16 protein-coding genes are annotated in these 16,415 nt (G+C 60.4%); 4 read left to right on the top strand and 12 right to left on the bottom strand.

Annotated elements, in window-relative coordinates:
- Positions 1–32: 32 nt before the first annotated feature.
- From scpB to B8991_RS00415, 7 genes are all read right to left on the bottom strand, one after another.
- On the bottom strand, positions 33–704 hold the full coding sequence (scpB, locus tag B8991_RS00445) for an SMC-Scp complex subunit ScpB (protein WP_084349845.1): 672 nt from the start codon (positions 702–704) through the stop codon (positions 33–35).
- Positions 701–1,498 (bottom strand): segregation and condensation protein A, encoded by a 798-nt coding sequence (locus tag B8991_RS00440; RefSeq protein ID WP_084349844.1) that lies wholly within the window; start codon positions 1,496–1,498, stop codon positions 701–703. The genes scpB and B8991_RS00440 overlap by 4 nt, the downstream gene beginning before the upstream one ends.
- Positions 1,498–2,532: a beta-N-acetylhexosaminidase gene (gene nagZ, locus B8991_RS00435; RefSeq protein WP_412780208.1), complete on the bottom strand. Its 1,035-nt coding sequence runs from the start codon at positions 2,530–2,532 to the stop codon at positions 1,498–1,500. The genes B8991_RS00440 and nagZ overlap by 1 nt, the downstream gene beginning before the upstream one ends.
- Positions 2,508–3,437, bottom strand: coding sequence for an SPOR domain-containing protein (locus B8991_RS00430; RefSeq protein WP_084349842.1), 930 nt, complete (start codon positions 3,435–3,437; stop codon positions 2,508–2,510). The genes nagZ and B8991_RS00430 overlap by 25 nt, the downstream gene beginning before the upstream one ends.
- Before the next feature lie 77 nt (positions 3,438–3,514).
- A complete protein-coding gene (gene argS, locus B8991_RS00425; RefSeq protein ID WP_084349841.1) occupies positions 3,515–5,260 on the bottom strand; it encodes an arginine--tRNA ligase in 1,746 nt (581 codons plus the stop codon).
- A 52-nt stretch (positions 5,261–5,312) separates the two neighbouring features.
- Positions 5,313–7,163 carry a cation:proton antiporter gene (locus B8991_RS00420; protein WP_084350280.1) on the bottom strand — a complete coding sequence of 617 codons (1,851 nt, stop codon included), beginning with the start codon at positions 7,161–7,163 and terminating at the stop codon, positions 5,313–5,315.
- Between the two features lie 107 nt (positions 7,164–7,270).
- Entirely contained in the window at positions 7,271–8,434 is a 1,164-nt protein-coding gene (locus B8991_RS00415) for a deoxyguanosinetriphosphate triphosphohydrolase (protein ID WP_084349840.1), read from the bottom strand.
- Positions 8,435–8,511: 77 nt separating this feature from the next.
- Here B8991_RS00415 and B8991_RS00410 point away from each other — a divergent pair, with 77 nt between their 5' ends.
- On the top strand, positions 8,512–8,835 hold the full coding sequence (locus tag B8991_RS00410; protein ID WP_084350279.1) for a HesB/IscA family protein: 324 nt from the start codon (positions 8,512–8,514) through the stop codon (positions 8,833–8,835).
- Here B8991_RS00410 and B8991_RS00405 read toward each other — a convergent pair.
- Genes B8991_RS00405 through B8991_RS00395 form a run of 3 tightly spaced genes read right to left on the bottom strand, consistent with a single transcriptional unit; the run spans position 8,803 to position 11,455 of the window.
- Positions 8,803–9,723 (bottom strand): DMT family transporter, encoded by a 921-nt coding sequence (locus B8991_RS00405; RefSeq protein ID WP_084349839.1) that lies wholly within the window; start codon positions 9,721–9,723, stop codon positions 8,803–8,805. The two genes, B8991_RS00410 and B8991_RS00405, sit on opposite strands and share 33 nt — an antisense overlap.
- A complete protein-coding gene (locus B8991_RS00400; RefSeq protein ID WP_084349838.1) occupies positions 9,720–10,802 on the bottom strand; it encodes a DUF6902 family protein in 1,083 nt (360 codons plus the stop codon). The genes B8991_RS00405 and B8991_RS00400 overlap by 4 nt, the downstream gene beginning before the upstream one ends.
- A 56-nt stretch (positions 10,803–10,858) precedes the next feature.
- Positions 10,859–11,455 carry a DUF6749 family protein gene (locus B8991_RS00395; RefSeq protein WP_235866496.1) on the bottom strand — a complete coding sequence of 199 codons (597 nt, stop codon included), beginning with the start codon at positions 11,453–11,455 and terminating at the stop codon, positions 10,859–10,861.
- Between the two features lie 386 nt (positions 11,456–11,841).
- On the opposite strand from B8991_RS00395, the gene xth reads away from it, so the two are divergent.
- Positions 11,842–12,621, top strand: a complete 780-nt coding sequence (gene xth / locus B8991_RS00390; protein ID WP_084349837.1) for an exodeoxyribonuclease III — start codon at positions 11,842–11,844, stop codon at positions 12,619–12,621.
- Between the two features lie 70 nt (positions 12,622–12,691).
- Here xth and B8991_RS00385 read toward each other — a convergent pair whose 3' ends face one another.
- Complete coding sequence (locus tag B8991_RS00385) at positions 12,692–13,867, bottom strand: FAD-dependent monooxygenase (RefSeq protein ID WP_328588431.1); 1,176 nt, start codon at positions 13,865–13,867, stop codon at positions 12,692–12,694.
- 81 nt (positions 13,868–13,948) lie between these two features.
- Positions 13,949–14,371 carry an RNA polymerase-binding protein DksA gene (gene dksA, locus B8991_RS00380; protein WP_084349835.1) on the bottom strand — a complete coding sequence of 141 codons (423 nt, stop codon included), beginning with the start codon at positions 14,369–14,371 and terminating at the stop codon, positions 13,949–13,951.
- A 181-nt stretch (positions 14,372–14,552) separates the two neighbouring features.
- Between dksA and B8991_RS00375 the strand changes: the two genes are divergently transcribed.
- Both B8991_RS00375 and B8991_RS00370 read left to right on the top strand, forming a co-directional pair.
- On the top strand, positions 14,553–15,392 hold the full coding sequence (locus B8991_RS00375; RefSeq protein WP_084349834.1) for an AAA family ATPase: 840 nt from the start codon (positions 14,553–14,555) through the stop codon (positions 15,390–15,392).
- 119 nt (positions 15,393–15,511) lie between these two features.
- Positions 15,512–16,405 carry an AEC family transporter gene (locus B8991_RS00370; RefSeq protein WP_084349833.1) on the top strand — a complete coding sequence of 298 codons (894 nt, stop codon included), beginning with the start codon at positions 15,512–15,514 and terminating at the stop codon, positions 16,403–16,405.
- The last annotated feature ends 10 nt before the right edge of the window (positions 16,406–16,415 follow it).

Here is a 16,415-nt window from a genome sequence, read left to right as displayed (position 1 = left end):
ACCCTGCCAGTCTGTTAGCATAACGCAGGCGGTTAATCTTCGAACAACTCGCTTTGGCCCTCGGCGGTTTCTTCCTCGGCATCGACATCGCCCTCGCCGGTTTGCGGCATCATGCTTGGTGGCGGGCGGTTTTCCAATAGCCCGGCAGAGCGCAATTCCTTCAGCCCCGGCAGATCGCGGGCAGACTCCAAACCGAAATGGTCCAGAAAATCCTGTGTGACCACGAAGGTCACTGGGCGGCCTGGCGTCATCTTGCGTCGCCCGAACCGGATCCATTCCATCTCCAGCAGTTGATCGACAGTCCCCCGACTGACGGAGACGCCTCGGATTTCTTCGATTTCCGCACGGGTCACAGGCTGGTGGTACGAGATGATCGCCAGGGTCTCGATCGCGGCACGTGAAAGTTTGCGGGTCTCGACGGTTTCCTTCTGCATCAGAAACGCAAGGTCCGGGGCCGTGCGGACCGCCCAGGCATCGCCCACCCGCACCACCCGCACGCCGCGCCCCTCGTAGCGTTTGCGCAAATGCGCAAGTGCTTCGGCGGGGTCGCACCCATGCGGCATGCGCGCCTCAAGCTCTCGCACGGTCACGGGTTCGGACGTGGCAAAAAGGATCGCTTCGACCATTCGCTCCTGTTCGGCAATTGGCGGTGCTTCAAAAAGGCTTTTCTCTACCTCTTCAGGCGCTTCGGCCTCTTTGTTCATTCTCTCGGATCCCTTCGTCGCACCTGAACAGGCGCAAAGCTTTCGGATTGGCGGATCTCGACCTTGCCTTCCTTGGCCAGTTCCAGCGAGGCAGCGAATGTCGCCGCTGTGGCCGAGCGCCGCCGGATGGGATCGTCGCTCCAGCCATCAGGCATGTAGCTGGAAATGTCGGTCCATGTTCCGGCAAAACCGATCAGGCCGCGCATGCGTTCCAATGCCTGTTCCATCGTGAACACATGGTCACGATCCATCACAAAGGGCCGGAACTCGTCGCGCGTCCGGATCCTCGCATAGCCCTGCATCAGGTCCAGAAGCGTCGCCGTGTAATGCACCTTGCGAACGCGTTCGACGGTTTCCGGCAGGCCGCGCACGAAGATGTCACGCCCCAGACGGTCGCGTGCCATCAATCGCGCTGCGGCATCGCGCATGGCTTGCAACCGCTCCAGTTGAAAGGCCAGATGCGCGGCCAGTTCCTCGCCCGAGGGGCCTTCTTCGGTGGGATCGGGCGGCAATAGCAGCCGGGATTTCAAAAACGCAAGCCACGCCGCCATCACCAGATAATCGGCGGCCAGTTCGATCCGCAGCGCCTTGGCCTTGTCCACAAAGGACAGATATTGCCGCGCCAGATCCAGCACCGAGATCTTGCGCAGATCCACCTTTTGTGTCCGGCTAAGCGTCAGTAACAGATCAAGCGGGCCTTCAAACCCGTCCACGTCAACGATCAGCGCCTCTGACGCCAGCCGTTCCGCAACGCTCAGATGCGCGGTCGTGTTTTCGACATCCTCTTCCGCCATTATGCGACATCCTCAAGAAGCGCGTCCAGCTTGACGCTGAGCGTTTCGATGTCAACCGTCATGGCGTCAGGCCGCGCGGCAAGCGCGTCAACTGCGCGATCCCTCGCCAGCCCGGCAAGCGGCGTTAGCGCACCCATCAGCGCCCGCATTTCCGCCAGTTCACCGTTGCAATGCAGGATCACATCGCAGCCTGCTTTTTGGGCCGCCGCCCCCCGGTCTGCGACGCTGCCAGACAACGCTTGCATCGAGATGTCGTCGGTCATGATCAGCCCGCCAAAGCCGATCTCGCCACGGATCAGTGCCATCATCAACGGCGAGATCGTGGCAGGTGCCTCGTCATAGGCCTCATAGACCAGATGGGCCGTCATCCCCATCGGCAGGTCGCGCAATGCGCGAAACGCGGCAAAGTCCTGCGCCTGAAGCGTGGCGCGATCGGCGGTGATGCGCGGAAGATCAAGATGGCTGTCCAACTGCGCCAGCCCGTGGCCGGGGATGTGTTTGACCACCGGCAGGCAACCGCCCGCCAGCGTGCCCTCGGCCACGGCGCGCCCGAGGGTGACCACCGTGTTCAGGGTCTCGCCGTAGCAGCGGTTGCGTAGAAACGCATGCGTGTCCGGCCGGGCAATATCAATCATCGGTGCGCAATTGCTGTCGATGCCAAGCGCGCGCAGTTCCGCCGCGATGATCGCATAGCGCAGGCGCATCGCCTCGGCCGCGCGGGGACCGGCGACAGCGGCAAAATCAAGCGGTGGCGTCCAGTCGCGGGCCAGTGGCGCGCGCAGTCGTTGTACACGCCCGCCTTCCTGATCAATCAGGATCGGTGCGTCCCGGCCGACGACCTCTCGAAGATCGCGGCACAAACGCCGGACTTGATCCGGCGTCTCTAGGTTTCGGGAAAACAGGATAAATCCGAACGGATCGGCTTGCGCAAAAAAACGACGCTCTTCAGCCTGCAAGACTGTCCCGGCGCAGCCCAAGATGGCCGCCCCCTTGCCCGTCGGTACGGGCCTCAGCGCGTTGTTACCGGAATGCACTCGGCTCTCCCGGCCTGCAACGCAGCACATAACCTGCGCGCGTCGTTTATGTCGACGAACCCATGCGCACGCAGCCGGTAGAACGTCCGCCCGCCCGAGTTTGCTTTCTGAACAACCCGTGATTTGTCTTCCAGAAAATCGCTGAACCGGCCGCTCAGCCGGTCCCACTCGGCGCGGGCAATCTCTGCGCTGTCAAAGGCACCAAGCTGCACGACAGGTGTTCCGGTCGCGATGGTTTCGGGCGAAAGCTCTGTCACCGTCTGGCTGACAGGCACCGCCGCCAATGACACTGCCCGAAGGTCCTGAGGCCGCAGGCGTGGACGAAGCGAACGCGTCAGGGATCCCGGGAAACGCGGCGCGGCGGCAGCCTCTTCTACCTCCAACGCAGCGCCTCCGCCATCCGCACCAGCGTTGAGTTTGGCTGCGGCATCCGCCGCAATCTGATCTGCCAGCGACTGGATCGCGGAGTCGGAACCGGGCGCGGCGGTGCTGTCCTCTGCAAGCTGCAACCGGGCGTTCATGTCACGGTCGGACGCGCGGTCTGCCCTGGCAGACAGCATCGGTTGCGGGGCGTCCTCCTGCGCCAGATCAAGCGGTCGTGGCGCAAGCGTCAGTTGATCCGGCGGCGGAGCGGAGGTGCCTGTCCCGGCAATCTGATTGACGGCCAACCCCTGATGCGCCGCAGAACTGCCGCCGGGATTGTCCGGTGCCACACGCATGGGCCCTTCGGCCGCGCGCACCACAGGCACGCCGCTCACGTCGCGCATGATCAGTTTGTAGCCCCATACCCCAACGCCGACCAGAAGTGCCATCGACACTGCCGCGCCGGCCCAATTGGCCATCGTTGTAAAACCATGGGCTGACGTGGGCCCGTTGCCGTGCCCGGTCATCTGCATTTCCGCCATGTCTGCCTCTCTGCCACGGATGCTGGCGCGATCCGCGGGTTACTTGCACTGCCTCACCCGGCCATGGCGCGATTTTGTCATCGCATCTCTTCGGCCGGTGCTACGCCCAAGATACCAAGACCGGCGGAAATAACAACCGTAACGGCCCGCGCCAGCGCGATTTTCGACTGGCTGGCGGCGGCATCGTCATCTTGCAGAAAACGCAGCGACGGCTCTTCGTTGCCACGGTTCCACAGCGCATGCAGATCCGATGCCAGATCGTAAAGGTAAAAGGCCACGCGGTGCGGCTCGTGCGTGCGGGCCGCGATTTCCACCAGACGCGGCCATTCGGCCAACTTCTTTGCAACAGCCAGTTCCGACGCATGCGTCAGTCCGGACAGGTCGGCCTCCGCCAATGTGGCATCATCGACCGCAATTCCGGCCTCTACCGCTTTGCGCAGCACCGAACAGATCCGCGCATGGGCGTATTGAACGTAGAAAACCGGGTTTTCGCGACTTTGCTCCAACACCTTGGCAAAGTCGAAATCCAGCGTGGCGTCATTCTTGCGCGTCAGCATGACAAAGCGGGTCACGTCCGGGCCGACCTGCTCGACCACATCGCGCAAGGTGACAAAGGTCCCTGCCCGTTTCGACATCTTGAACGGCTTGCCGTTCTTGTACAGCTTGACCAACTGCGTCAGCTTCACATCCAGCGGCACACGACCTTCCGACAGCGCCGAAACCGCCGCCTTCATGCGCTTGACATAGCCACCATGGTCGGCACCGAACACGTCGATAAGCGCGTCGAAGCCTCTGGTCACCTTGTTATAATGATACGCGATGTCGGGCGCGAAATAGGTCCAGCCGCCATCCGATTTCTTGATCGGGCGATCAACATCGTCGCCATGCGCCGTGGACCGGAACAGCGTCTGTTCGCGCGGTTCCCAATCTTCGGGAACCTTGCCCTTGGGCGGCTCCAGCGTGCCGCGATAGATCAGCCCCTTGGCGTCCAGATCGGCAATCGCCGCCTCGATCAGCCCGGTGCCGTAGAGCGATTTCTCCGAGAAGAAACTGTCCATCTCGACGCCCAGCATTTTCAAATCGGCGCGGATCAGGTTCATCATGGATTCGGTCGAAAATTCGCGGATCTCCGACAGCCAGACCTCTTCGCCCTTGCCGATATAGGCATCGCCGACCTTCGCCTTCAGCGCCTCGCCGACGTCAACAAGATAGTCACCGGGATAGGTGCCGTCCGGAAACTCGACCTTCTGCCCATGCGCTTCGAGATACCGCAGGTAGACTGACCGTGCCAGCACATCGACCTGTGCCCCGCCATCGTTGACATAGTATTCGCGTGTCACCTCATGGCCGGAATAGGCCAGCAGGCTGGCAAGCGCATCCCCGAAGACCGCGCCCCGCGTGTGGCCGACATGCAAGGGACCGGTGGGGTTGGCGCTGACATATTCGACATTGACCTTTTGCCCCTGCCCCATCTGGGACCGGCCGAATTCGGTTCCGGCAGTCAGCACCGCCTTGGGCACGGATTGCCAGACCGATACATCCAGCCGCAGATTCAGAAAGCCCGGCCCCGCCACTTCGGCAGAGGCAATGCGCGGATCATCGGTCAGCTTTGCGGCCAGTGCTTCAGCAATATCGCGCGGCTTCAGACGCGCCGGCTTGGCAAGCACCATCGCGGCATTGGTCGCCATGTCACCATGGGCCGGATCACGGGGCGGCTCGACCGTGACATTGGCAAGATCCAGCCCCTCGGGCAACATGCCTTCGGCGGCCATCGAGGCAAGCGCTTCGTTCACAAGCGCGCGGATATCGGCAAACAGGTTCATACCGTACTTTCCTTAACGGGGCGGCGTGGGTCTAGCATCTTTGTTCCCGAGGTCAATCCTGCGCAGCGGCTTCATCCTCGGCGGGGCGCGAGGCCGTCTCTGATTTCGGGGAAAGATGGATCAGCCGCGCTTCCTTGCTGGGTTCGGGTGCCTCATCGGGATTAAACTCGAAAATCCGCAAGCCATTGCGGTCCTGCAATTCGCCGACAAGGATGCCGTCGGGGTTGCGGTCGCGGAAGTTTTCGATGGTGAATTCGTCGCTCAGCCGCGTGCTGCGCAGTTGCCAACCTTCGCGGATTTTCTGTTGCAGTTCCCCATAGGTCAGCCCGCCGACAAAGCGTTTGCCCCCCAGCGTCGAGGGTAGGCTGTGACGGCCGGTTTCAGGATTGTCGCGTCGCAGCTGGAACACGTTCTCCCGACCGTATTCCGGCGCAAGGTCGGTGGCCACCAAAGTGTTGTAGGCATCATTATCGGTCGCGGCGATAACCTTTTCATAGCCGATCAGGTCCAGACCGAATTCCGCCGTTTCCGACAGAATGTCGCCGTAGAACGTCTTGACGCCGGCGTTTCGCGCGGCGCGCAGTCGTGCGAGATTGTAATCCGAAATCAGCACCGGCACATCGAGCTTGTCCAGCACCTCTGCCATGGCCTTCGCAAAGGGCGAGCCGCCGACGATCACCACGCCCGGCTGGCCTGCCGCCGTCAGCCCCAGAAGCCGTGCAAGCGGTGCCAGCGTGAACCCGTGCAGCACCACGGTTGCCGTCACGATGACAAAGGCAAGCGGCGCAATGATGGCACCGTCCTCCATCCCCAGCGCCGTGATGCGTTCGCCGAACAGCCCCGCCACGGCCACCAACACAACACCGCGCGGCCCGGTGAACGCCACCAGCAGACGTTCCTTCCACGGCACCTTGGTGAAGGACAGCGCCAACAGGACCGAAACAGGCCGCGCCAGGACGATGATGACCACAACGAAAAGCCCCGCGCGCCAGGTCAGCACCGAAAGCGTGTCCAGGTTCATGCTCGCGGCCAGGAGGATGAACACACCCGACACGAGCAGAATGGTGGCATGCTCCTTGAACCGCCGCATCTCTGCATAGGATGGCAAATCGGCATTGGCGATCCAGATGCCCATGATCGTCACCGCCAGCAGCCCGGATTCGTGCAACATGGTGTCGGCCAGCGCGAATGTGCCCAGAAGCAGTGCAAAAAGCACCGGCACCTTCATGTATTCCGGCACTTTTCCACGTTTGAAACTTTGCGAAATGCCCCAACCGGCGGCAACACCGATTAACGTTGCAAACCCGATGCCGCGCACCAGCTCCCAGATTGCATGACCCGCCTCCAGATCGCTTTGCGTGACGACAAGAACCTCGAATGCCAGCACGGCGGCCAAGGCCCCCACGGGGTCGTTGACGATCGCCTCCCATTGCAGCAGCGCCGAGGGGCGACGTTGTAGCCGTGCCGTGCGCAAAAGCGGTGCGATGACGGTAGGTCCGGTGACAATCAGGATACCACCGAACACCGCCGCACTGCCCCAACCCAGCCCCGCAACGTAATGCAGCGCCAGAGTCGAAGTCAGCCAACCCAATGGAGCGCCCAGCACCACGAGTCGTCGCACCCCTTCGGCGGCACCGACCAGCGAATGGATATTCAGCGTCAAGCCGCCTTCGAACAGGATGATTGCCACGGCAATGGAAATCATCGGCGTCATCAGCGGGCCAATATCGCGCACCGGATCGAAAACACCCAGCACCGGCCCGATCAACAGCCCTGCCGCCAGCATAAGAACGATGGCCGGCAGCCGCAGCTTCCAGGCCAACCATTGCGAGCCCACACCAAGCGCGCCGACCAGTGCAAAAGCCGTCACCGGCGTCAAAGCGCCATCTGCGGGTGTCGCCATCATTCGTCCCTTCGTTCACCCGAAAAACGATCAAATCGACCGCAAACGGTGCTGTTTGCATTTACCTATCACCGCCGAGAAGCCCACTGAAACGCAGCAAAAGACTTTCAGGAGAACAATCGCTCATGCTCCTGAAGGGCAAATCGGTCGGTCATTCCAGCAATATAGTCCGATACCAGCCGCGCCAAGGTGGTTTCGTCTTGCGCCTCGGCCACGTCCTTGCGCCACTGTTTCGGCAGCAGGTCCGGTCGCGAGATGAATAGCGGGAAAAGGTCGCGCACGACCTGCGTGACCTGCTTGCGCATTTCCACAACTTCCGGCGCGCGGTACATGCGGTGAAACAGAAATTCGCGCGTCACCTTGAGATCCGCCCAAACAGCGGGCGTGAAGCGGATCATCATCCGTCCTGCCGCGCGAATGTCATCCACCGATTGCGGCTGCAACTCTGCCAGATTGGCGTTGGCAACGCCGATCACGTCCTCGACCAGAATTCCGAAAAATCGCCGCAGCGCCTCATGCCGACGACGATAATAGTTGAGACCGGGATATTTACAATCCACCGCCGCAAAACAGTCATGCAGGATTGGCAGCTCGGCCAACTCGTCGGTCGAGAAAAGTTCTGCACGAAGACCGTCGTGCAAGTCGTGGTTATTATAGGCGATATCGTCTGCCAACGCGGCAACCTGGGCCTCGGCGCTGGCATGGGTGTGCAGTTCCAGATCGTGCCGCTGGTTATAGGCTGCCAGCGCATATGGGATCTCTCCCACCAGCTTGCCATCCGCGCCAAGCGACGCAACCGGACCGTTATGTTTGGCAATGCCTTCAAGGGCTTCCCAGCTAAGGTTCAACCCGTCGAATTCGGCATAATGCCGTTCCAGCGCGGTCACGATGCGGATGGCCTGAGCGTTATGGTCGAACCCGCCGTACTCCTGCATCAGATCGGCAAGCGCCTCTTCCCCGGTATGGCCGAACGGCGTGTGACCAAGGTCATGCGCCAGCGCCACGGCCTCTGTCAGCTCGCTGTTCAGGCCGAGCACACCGGCAATGGTTCGTGCGACCTGTGCCACTTCGATGGAATGAGTCAATCGGGTGCGATAGAAATCACCCTCATGCTCCACAAAGACCTGTGTCTTGTGTTTCAGACGCCGAAAGGCGCTGGAATGAATGATCCTGTCGCGATCACGCTGAAAGCATGACCGGAAAGTACTTTCCTCCTCCGGGTACAGCCGTCCCTTGCTGTTTGCCGGATCGGAGGCATATGGGGCACGCATTTGCCTGTAATCCTTGTCGCCTGTCCTTGTCGCCCATATATACTGACAGACGCGGAAATGGAAACGCCGAGGATATGATGCAACTGCCCCCAAAGGTTACGGAACGCGCGTTTGAGCGCCTGTCGGAAATTGGTGCCGCCGGTCAGGGTCAGGCCCTGCGCGTTGCCGTTGAAGGCGGCGGCTGTTCGGGCTTTCAGTATGAGATCAAGCTGGACGCCCCCGCCGACGACGATCTGGTGCTCGAAGGCAATGGTGAACGGGTGGTGGTGGATTCAGTGTCGCTACCGTTCCTGTCCAACGCCGTGATAGATTTCACCGAAGAGCTGATCGGCGCCCGGTTCGTAATTGAAAATCCGAACGCCAGCAGTTCATGCGGATGCGGGACGAGCTTTTCCATGTGAGGTTGCAGGTGTCTTCGCTGCCGTCCCGATCTGGTCGTAAAGCAGCCAGACCCCCGACGCGATGACGATTCCGACCCCGAGCAACGTGCCGACGCTTGGCACCTCGCCGAAAAACAGCGCACCGATGGCGACCATCCAGACAAATTGCAGATTCATCAGCGGGGTTGCCACATAAGCCGGCAGCAGGCGAAGTGCTATCACCACGACCCAGCGCGCGGCGAACAGGAACATCGCATAGGCTACCGCCCAACCCAGATCCGCCAGTCCCATCGGTGCGATGACAAATGGCAGCGCCAGAGACATGGCCGCAAAGATCGCCAGATTTGGGTAGAAAACCTGCGCCAGCGCGTTGGTTTCAAACCGCCCGATATAGCGCGCGGCCACCATTGATCCGGTTCCCGACACGGCCGCAGTCAGCGCCCAAATGTGGCCGGTGCTTACGCCGTGAATGCCACCCGGCATCAGGCATAGCATGCCGATGACGCCTGCGACGAGCGCTGCCCAGACCTGCGGTCGCACCGGTTCGCCCAGAACCGGGCCGCTCAGCAGCCCGGCAATGATCGGCATCAGTCCGATAAACAGGAATACATCCGCGAATGGCAGATCCCGGAACGCGTTGAAAAACGCGATACAAGCAAGTACGGTCAAGCCAGAGCGGATCGCCATGGCGCGCGGCGCGGATGTCCGCAGCCCTTCGCGCAAACGGCCCCGCCCGGACGTAAGCCGGGTGAAGCCGATGGACAGCGCCATAACGATCGCCGAGGACAGGACAAAAAGTTGCGGCGCGGCATAACTGCCCGCGATCAGCTTGGTGATCCCGTCCGCAGACGAGATCATCAGCGTATAGAGCGCGACAAGCCCGGCCCCAAGTGCGACCCCGCCTTTCATAGCGCAGGTCCGGCGCTCGCGGTTCCTGCGCGGGCAAAGCCCTCGAAGAATCCCGCAAATTGATCCGACGACGTTTCGGCTGCCTCCAACACGAAACGCGCATCCTCGGACAGTGTGTCATTGACGAGATCGCGCATCACATGCCAATCGCCCGAGCGTTGATCGTCCAGTTGGTACATGCATTCCGAAAGCTCGCGCAAGGGTCCGGCGCGGTGCGTCCCACGGTCAAATCGCATACGCCCATGCTCTAGGGGTTTGTTGAAGGCGCGTCCCCCCACGATGGCCTGATGCCAGTTACAGACAAGGAATTCGTGGTAATCGTCCGCGATGGACACATCCTCGGCAGCGGTCACCCCATATAGATTGGTCTCGCGGTCGAGCCAGGCTTCCCAAACGCTGGGCGGCGTCTGACCGGCAAAGCGCATCGCCACGCAGACCTCTGCCAAAAGGTCGGCATTCTGGTCGATGAAGGCCAGCAGCCCGGCATAGTGCAGGCTGGTCAGCGTTTCGGGTGCCAGTTCAGGATCGCGGCGGCCATATTCGCTGAGGTAGAAGATGATATGTGTCAGCTCGTACGCGGCTTTCTTGTTTGGCAACGCGAAGGTCGCGGCACGTTCCGTGAAGGCGCGTGTCCGATCCTCCAGCGTGGTATCTTGCGGCAGCGGATCGACGCCGCGGCGCATCATCAACCGGCGGGCCTCCAGACGTTGCAGATCTGACAGTTCAGCCTGCGCCAGCCCTTGATCATCGGCCCATTTCACCAGTTGTGCGGCCTTGTCGCCCTTCATTCCCAACGCTTCCAGGTCGAGCGTGATTGACAGAAGAAAGCGATAATATTGCGGAAAGAACCCAAGGCGTTTTTCAACGGTTCCGTAGAAATTTTCATGCGCCTCGAACGCGCCATTTCCGACTTCCGCACCAGAAGTTTCCAAAATGTTAAGAATTTCCGCGTTCTCCTTCAGCCAGAACACGTCATCGCCAAAACGACGGTGCTCGGCGAAGCAGGCCAGGAGCGCGGCATTCCGCGCCTCCTGAGGCTGAAACTGGGACGAAGCGCGCAGATGAACAACATTGGACATGGTTTATTTCCTTTGTCTATGCGCCCGCTGGCGCTTCGTCCCGGTTTGGGCTTGGCTTACGAACCCGAGGTGAAGAGCGCGGTGGCTTCGCCGTCCGTGATGCGGGCGTCGGCCACAGGAGCGGAACCCGAGGTGAACATCTCAACCGCGTCGCCGGTCGTCGCATCGCTGGTCACCGGAGCGGAACCCGAGGTGAACATCTCAACCGCGTCGCCGGTTGTCGCGTCGCTGGTCACCGGAGCGGAACCCGAGGTGAACATCTCGACCGCGTCGCCGGTTGTCGCATCGCTGGTCACCGGAGCGGAACCCGAGGTGAACATCTCGACCGCGTCGCCGGTTGTCGCGTCGCTGGTCACCGGGGCGGAACCCGAAGTGAACATCTCGACCGCGTCGCCGATCAGGGCTGCCGAGGACGTTGCGGGTGCAGAACCGGATGTGAAAAGACCGGTCGCTTCACCGGCGAATGCTTCGGATGTGACGGGTGCGGAGCCCGAGGTGAACAAGTCAGCGGCATCACCCAAAAACGCATCGGCACCCGCTGGGGCAGAGCCGGAAGTGAACAGCGCAGTGGCATCTCCATCGTGGATACTTGCTTCGAATGTATCTTTTGTTTCAAAGGCTTCAGCGATTTTGAAGTTTGTTGAGGCAGTCATTTTGGTCTCTCCGTTTGAGCAGAATTTGCCCCTTAACGCTTGCACGGACAAATTGAACTTCATAGCCCCTTTTCTTGCTATGCTTGCATATCCACAGACTTATCCACATTAACTCTGATAGGTAGAAATCTGATACAAATCCGGAAAACTGTGGTCCTGACTGTCCCAAATTTTTTTCTGTCTGACTGAGAAATTCGTGATTTTGAGCCTTCATTTGGCCGAATCGTATCGCGAATCGGTCAGCAGCAGGAACGGATTCTCGGCACCTGACCCATTTGCGTCGCAGGCCGACTCCAACTGGCGTCAGTCCTGACGCCAGATCGCAACACGCCTTGCGTGCCATGCGGAGGTGCGGGATAGAGGGGTAATTCGCGGAAGGTCACGCCATGAGAATTGCCACATTCAACATCAACGGCGTCAAGGCGCGCATGACGGCCTTGACCGATTGGTTAAGTGACTCCCGGCCTGACGTCGCGCTGCTGCAAGAGATCAAATCCGTGGACGAGGGCTTTCCCCGCGAACCTCTGGAAGATCTCGGTTATCAGGTGGAAACGCATGGGCAGAAAGGCTTCAACGGCGTCGCCATTCTGTCGAAACTCCCGCTCGAAGATATCAGCCGCGGGCTGCCCGGCGATGACGATGACGAACAGGCCCGCTGGATCGAAGCGACGGTGATCGGCAAGACTGCGGTCAGGCTTTGCGGGCTTTACCTGCCCAACGGAAACCCCGCGCCCGGCCCCAAATATGACTATAAACTCAATTGGATGAAGCGCCTGCAAACCCGCGCACAGGCGCTTCTGGATGCAGAGATGCCGGCCCTCATGGCTGGGGATTACAACGTCATCCCACAAGCCGAGGACGCGGCCCGCCCCGCAGCCTGGGAAGAAGACGCCCTCTTCTTGCCACAGACCCAAGACGCCTTTCGCCGCATCCTGAACCTCGGCTTCACCGAGGCATTCCGCGCCACGACACAGGGACCGGGCCATTACAGTTTCTGGGATTATCAGGCCGGCGCATGGAACAAAAATAACGGCATCCGCATCGACCATTTCCTGCTGACACCTGGCTGCGCCGACCTGATGACGGGCTGCTGGATCGAGAAAGACCTGCGCGGCCGCGAAAAACCATCAGATCACGTCCCCGTCTGGATTGAACTCGACAATTAAGTCGGGGCAAACCGGCACGTCCGGGTGCCAATCACGCATTCAGTGCGCGCGGAACGCGCACTCCGCTGGATCAGACCCGACCATCTTTTGTGACATCGTGACGATAGATCCAGTCAAAACGGCGCAACATGAAATCAGGCTTCAGCCGTCCTACGGCGCGCAATCCGATATGCGCAGCAATGCGCACAGGTCCGGGTTTCAGATGGTAATTCCGCGCATTGGCACTGGCTGCGCCGACAACCCGTTTGACCCTCGGCAATCGGCGCGCCTGGTAACTGGCAAGACGATCTGCCAGCGTGCCCGGTGCGTCCAGCGCATCTGCCAGAACCCACGCATCTTCCAGCGCCATATTGGCCCCCTGTGCCAGGAAAGGTAGCGTCGGATGCGCTGCGTCCCCCAATAGTACGACACCCTCTTGTGCCCACACCGCGGCCACCGGGTGGCGGAACAGGCCCCACAGGATCGGCTTCTGGACCTGCGCCAATATCTGATGAACCTCCCCGTCGAACCCGGCAAAAGCACGTTTCAGATTGATCGGATCGTCCGGATGATTCCAGCCTTCCGCAGCCCATTCGCGCCGTTCCTGAACGGCCACGACGTTCAGCGCCCGCCCATCCCGCAGCGGATAGGTGACGACATGGCGTCCCGGCCCCATGTGGACACGCGCATGTGGCGGATGGCAGATCGTATTGTCGATCACAGCGCGCCACGCTACCTGTCCGGTGAAGAATGGTGCCGAAACTCCATTCAGCACTGGACGTAAAACGGAATTGATTCCATCCGCACCAACGGCGAGATCACATACGAAATCGCTGCCGTCGGCGAAGGCCAGACCCGTTCCAGCCGCCCCAATCACACCAGTCACACGTTGGCTTGTGCGCAATATGACCCCAGCATTTTCTGCCGCCTCGGCCAGCACCGAGATCAGATCGGCCCGATGCACGAACCAATAGCTTTCATCTTCAGGCAAAGCCTTAAGATCGATCCGGAGCACCTCGTTACTTCTACGAAAATCACGCAATGATATGGCACGCGCTTGCATGGATCTGTCTGTCAGCGCATGCGCCACACCAAGCGCTTCCAAAACGCGCATCCCATTGGGAGAGACCTGCAACCCAGCACCGACCTCACTTAGCGTCTCGGCTTGCTCAAACACGCAAACCTCGGCTCCTTTCGCACGCAAGGCGAGGGCCGCAGCAAGCCCGCCGATGCCACCCCCAACAATTGCGATTTTGCTGCCCTGCATCGTCATGCGCCCCGCTTTCGATGAAAAAACGCCGGAGCAACAGCCCCGGCGCTTTCCAAACTACAAAATCACATCCCGGCCTCAGTCGTCGCGGTGAACTTTCTCACGCCGTTCGTGACGCTCTTGTGCTTCCAGACTCATCGTCGCAATCGGACGTGCGTCCAGCCGTTTCAGGCTGATCGGCTCGCCGGTCACTTCACAATACCCGAACTCGCCCTCGTCGATGCGGCGCAACGCCGAGTCAATCTTGGCAACCAGCTTGCGCTGACGATCCCGCGTGCGAAGCTCCAACGCGCGGTCGGTTTCTTCACTGGCGCGATCGGCCACATCGGGAATGTTTCGCGTACCGTCCTGCAAACCTTCGATCGTGTCCCGGGTATCAGCGAGAAGATCATTTTTCCAGCCAAGTAATTTCACACGAAAATACTCAAGCTGGCGTTCGTTCATGAATGGTTCATCTTCGGCCGGCTGATAATTGTCGGGAAGAAAGGATTCCACTTTCATCTTCGCTCCCTCATGCAGGCCATTATCTGAGTAGTTAACATTTTCAGACATCTGGCACCCCTCTGCGCGCAGCACTTACCGCAACCCCCAATGCTTGTCACTACACAATAGCATCGCGTTGCGGTGAAATTATGACCGCGATAGGGTGCCGACCAAACGCAGGTCCAACAGGCGGGAACACATGAAATTCGAAGGCACACGCGACTATGTCGCAACCGATGATCTGACCATGGCGGTGAACGCCGCGGTTACCCTTGAGCGTCCCCTTCTGGTCAAAGGAGAACCCGGAACCGGCAAGACGGAACTGGCCCGGCAAGTGGCGGATGCGCTTGGTTTGGAGATCATCGAATGGAACATAAAATCGACCACCAAGGCACAGCAGGGGCTGTACGAATATGATGCCGTCAGCCGGTTGCGCGACAGCCAGCTGGGCGAAGAGCGCGTGCATGACGTGGCCAACTACATCCGCAAGGGCAAGCTGTGGCAGGCGTTCGAGACCGACAGAAAAGTCGTGCTGCTGATCGACGAGGTCGACAAGGCCGATATCGAGTTTCCCAACGACCTTCTGCAAGAGCTCGACCGGATGGAATTCCACGTCTACGAAACCGGAGAGACCATTCGCGCGCGCCACCGCCCGATCGTGATCATCACCTCGAACAACGAGAAAGAGCTTCCCGACGCCTTCCTGCGGCGCTGCTTTTTCCACTATATCCGCTTTCCCGACCCCGAAACGCTGCGCAAGATCGTCGAGGTTCACCATCCCGCGATCAAGGACGCGCTCCTAACCACGGCATTGACGCAATTCTACGAGCTGCGCGATCAACCGGGGCTGAAGAAGAAGCCGTCAACATCCGAGGTGCTGGACTGGCTCAAACTGCTGCTGGCCGAAGATCTTGGGCCCGAAGACCTGAAGCGTGACGGCACCAACGCCCTTCCCAGATTGCACGGGGCACTCTTGAAGAACGAACAGGATGTGCATCTGTTCGAACGTCTTGCCTTCATGGCGCGCGGTCAAAGATGAACCTGTTAATCCCGGCCACTTCGTTTTCCTTCAGCGCGCCGCGAAGAATACTCGGCGTGGCTGGAGGGCGGGCCGCTGCCGCAGGCAGCCGGGGCGTCCGGTTGCCCGCCGAGGCATAGGTGCTCCACGTCCTCACCCACAACATCTTGCCGGTCTTCTCGATGCTGGCATTGGGTTTCCTTCTCGGACGCACGGGCCGGATCAGTTTTGAAGAGGCCCGCACCGTCAACCGGGTCGCCTTTCTTGTGCTGCAACCCGCGCTGATCTTTCCGTTGATCGCGAGCGTGAATTTTCACCAATTCGATTTCGTTGCCCTAGCCGGCTACGCATTGTGTCAGGCAATCGCGTTCACGCTGGCCTATCTGGTCGCCAGACGGCTCTTCGGCCGCGAGCATCTGGAATCCTGGCTGCTGGCGATGTGTGTCGTCTTCGTGAACACGTTGCTCTATATCTGGCCGATCTCTTTTCTGATCTACGGCGAGGCCGCAGCTTTGCCGATCACCGCCATCGTCGCCTGGGATTCCGCTTTTTCCTTTGCGTTCTTCATCATCACCACGGACGTCATGGCCGGTCGGTCCGAAGGCGCACTGCGTCGCGTCGCAGGCAACCCGGTCCTCATCGCCATTCTGCTCGGGGCCATCGTCAACCTGGTTGCCCTGTCCTTGCCAGAGCCCCTTTTGACGGCCGCGCGCTTCGCAGGTGCTGGCGCGGCACCGCTCACCTTGCTGGCTTTGGGTGTAATTCTGTCCCGGCACGCGTTGATGCCTTCGCCGGTGATCCTCGGCATAAGCGGGCTGAAGCTGCTGGGGTTTCCGCTGCTGGTCTGGCTGGCGCTAACACTCGGGCAGGCTGACACCGCGTGGCAACCACTTCTTGTACTGACGGCCGCTGGTCCATCTGGGGCAATGGCCTTTTCCTTGGCCATGCTGCACGGCATCCGCACCGATATCATTGCGCCGGTCGTGATCTGGACAAGTATCCTGTCACTGATCTCCTTGTCATGGCTTGCATGAGGTTCTGGCT

Origin of the sequence: Primorskyibacter flagellatus (assembly GCF_900176485.1) — a bacterium.
In the GTDB taxonomy this organism is placed as follows: Bacteria; Pseudomonadota; Alphaproteobacteria; order Rhodobacterales; family Rhodobacteraceae; genus Primorskyibacter; species Primorskyibacter flagellatus.
Note: the sequence above shows the minus strand (reverse complement) of the source record. Positions and strands in the feature narration are given on the sequence as shown.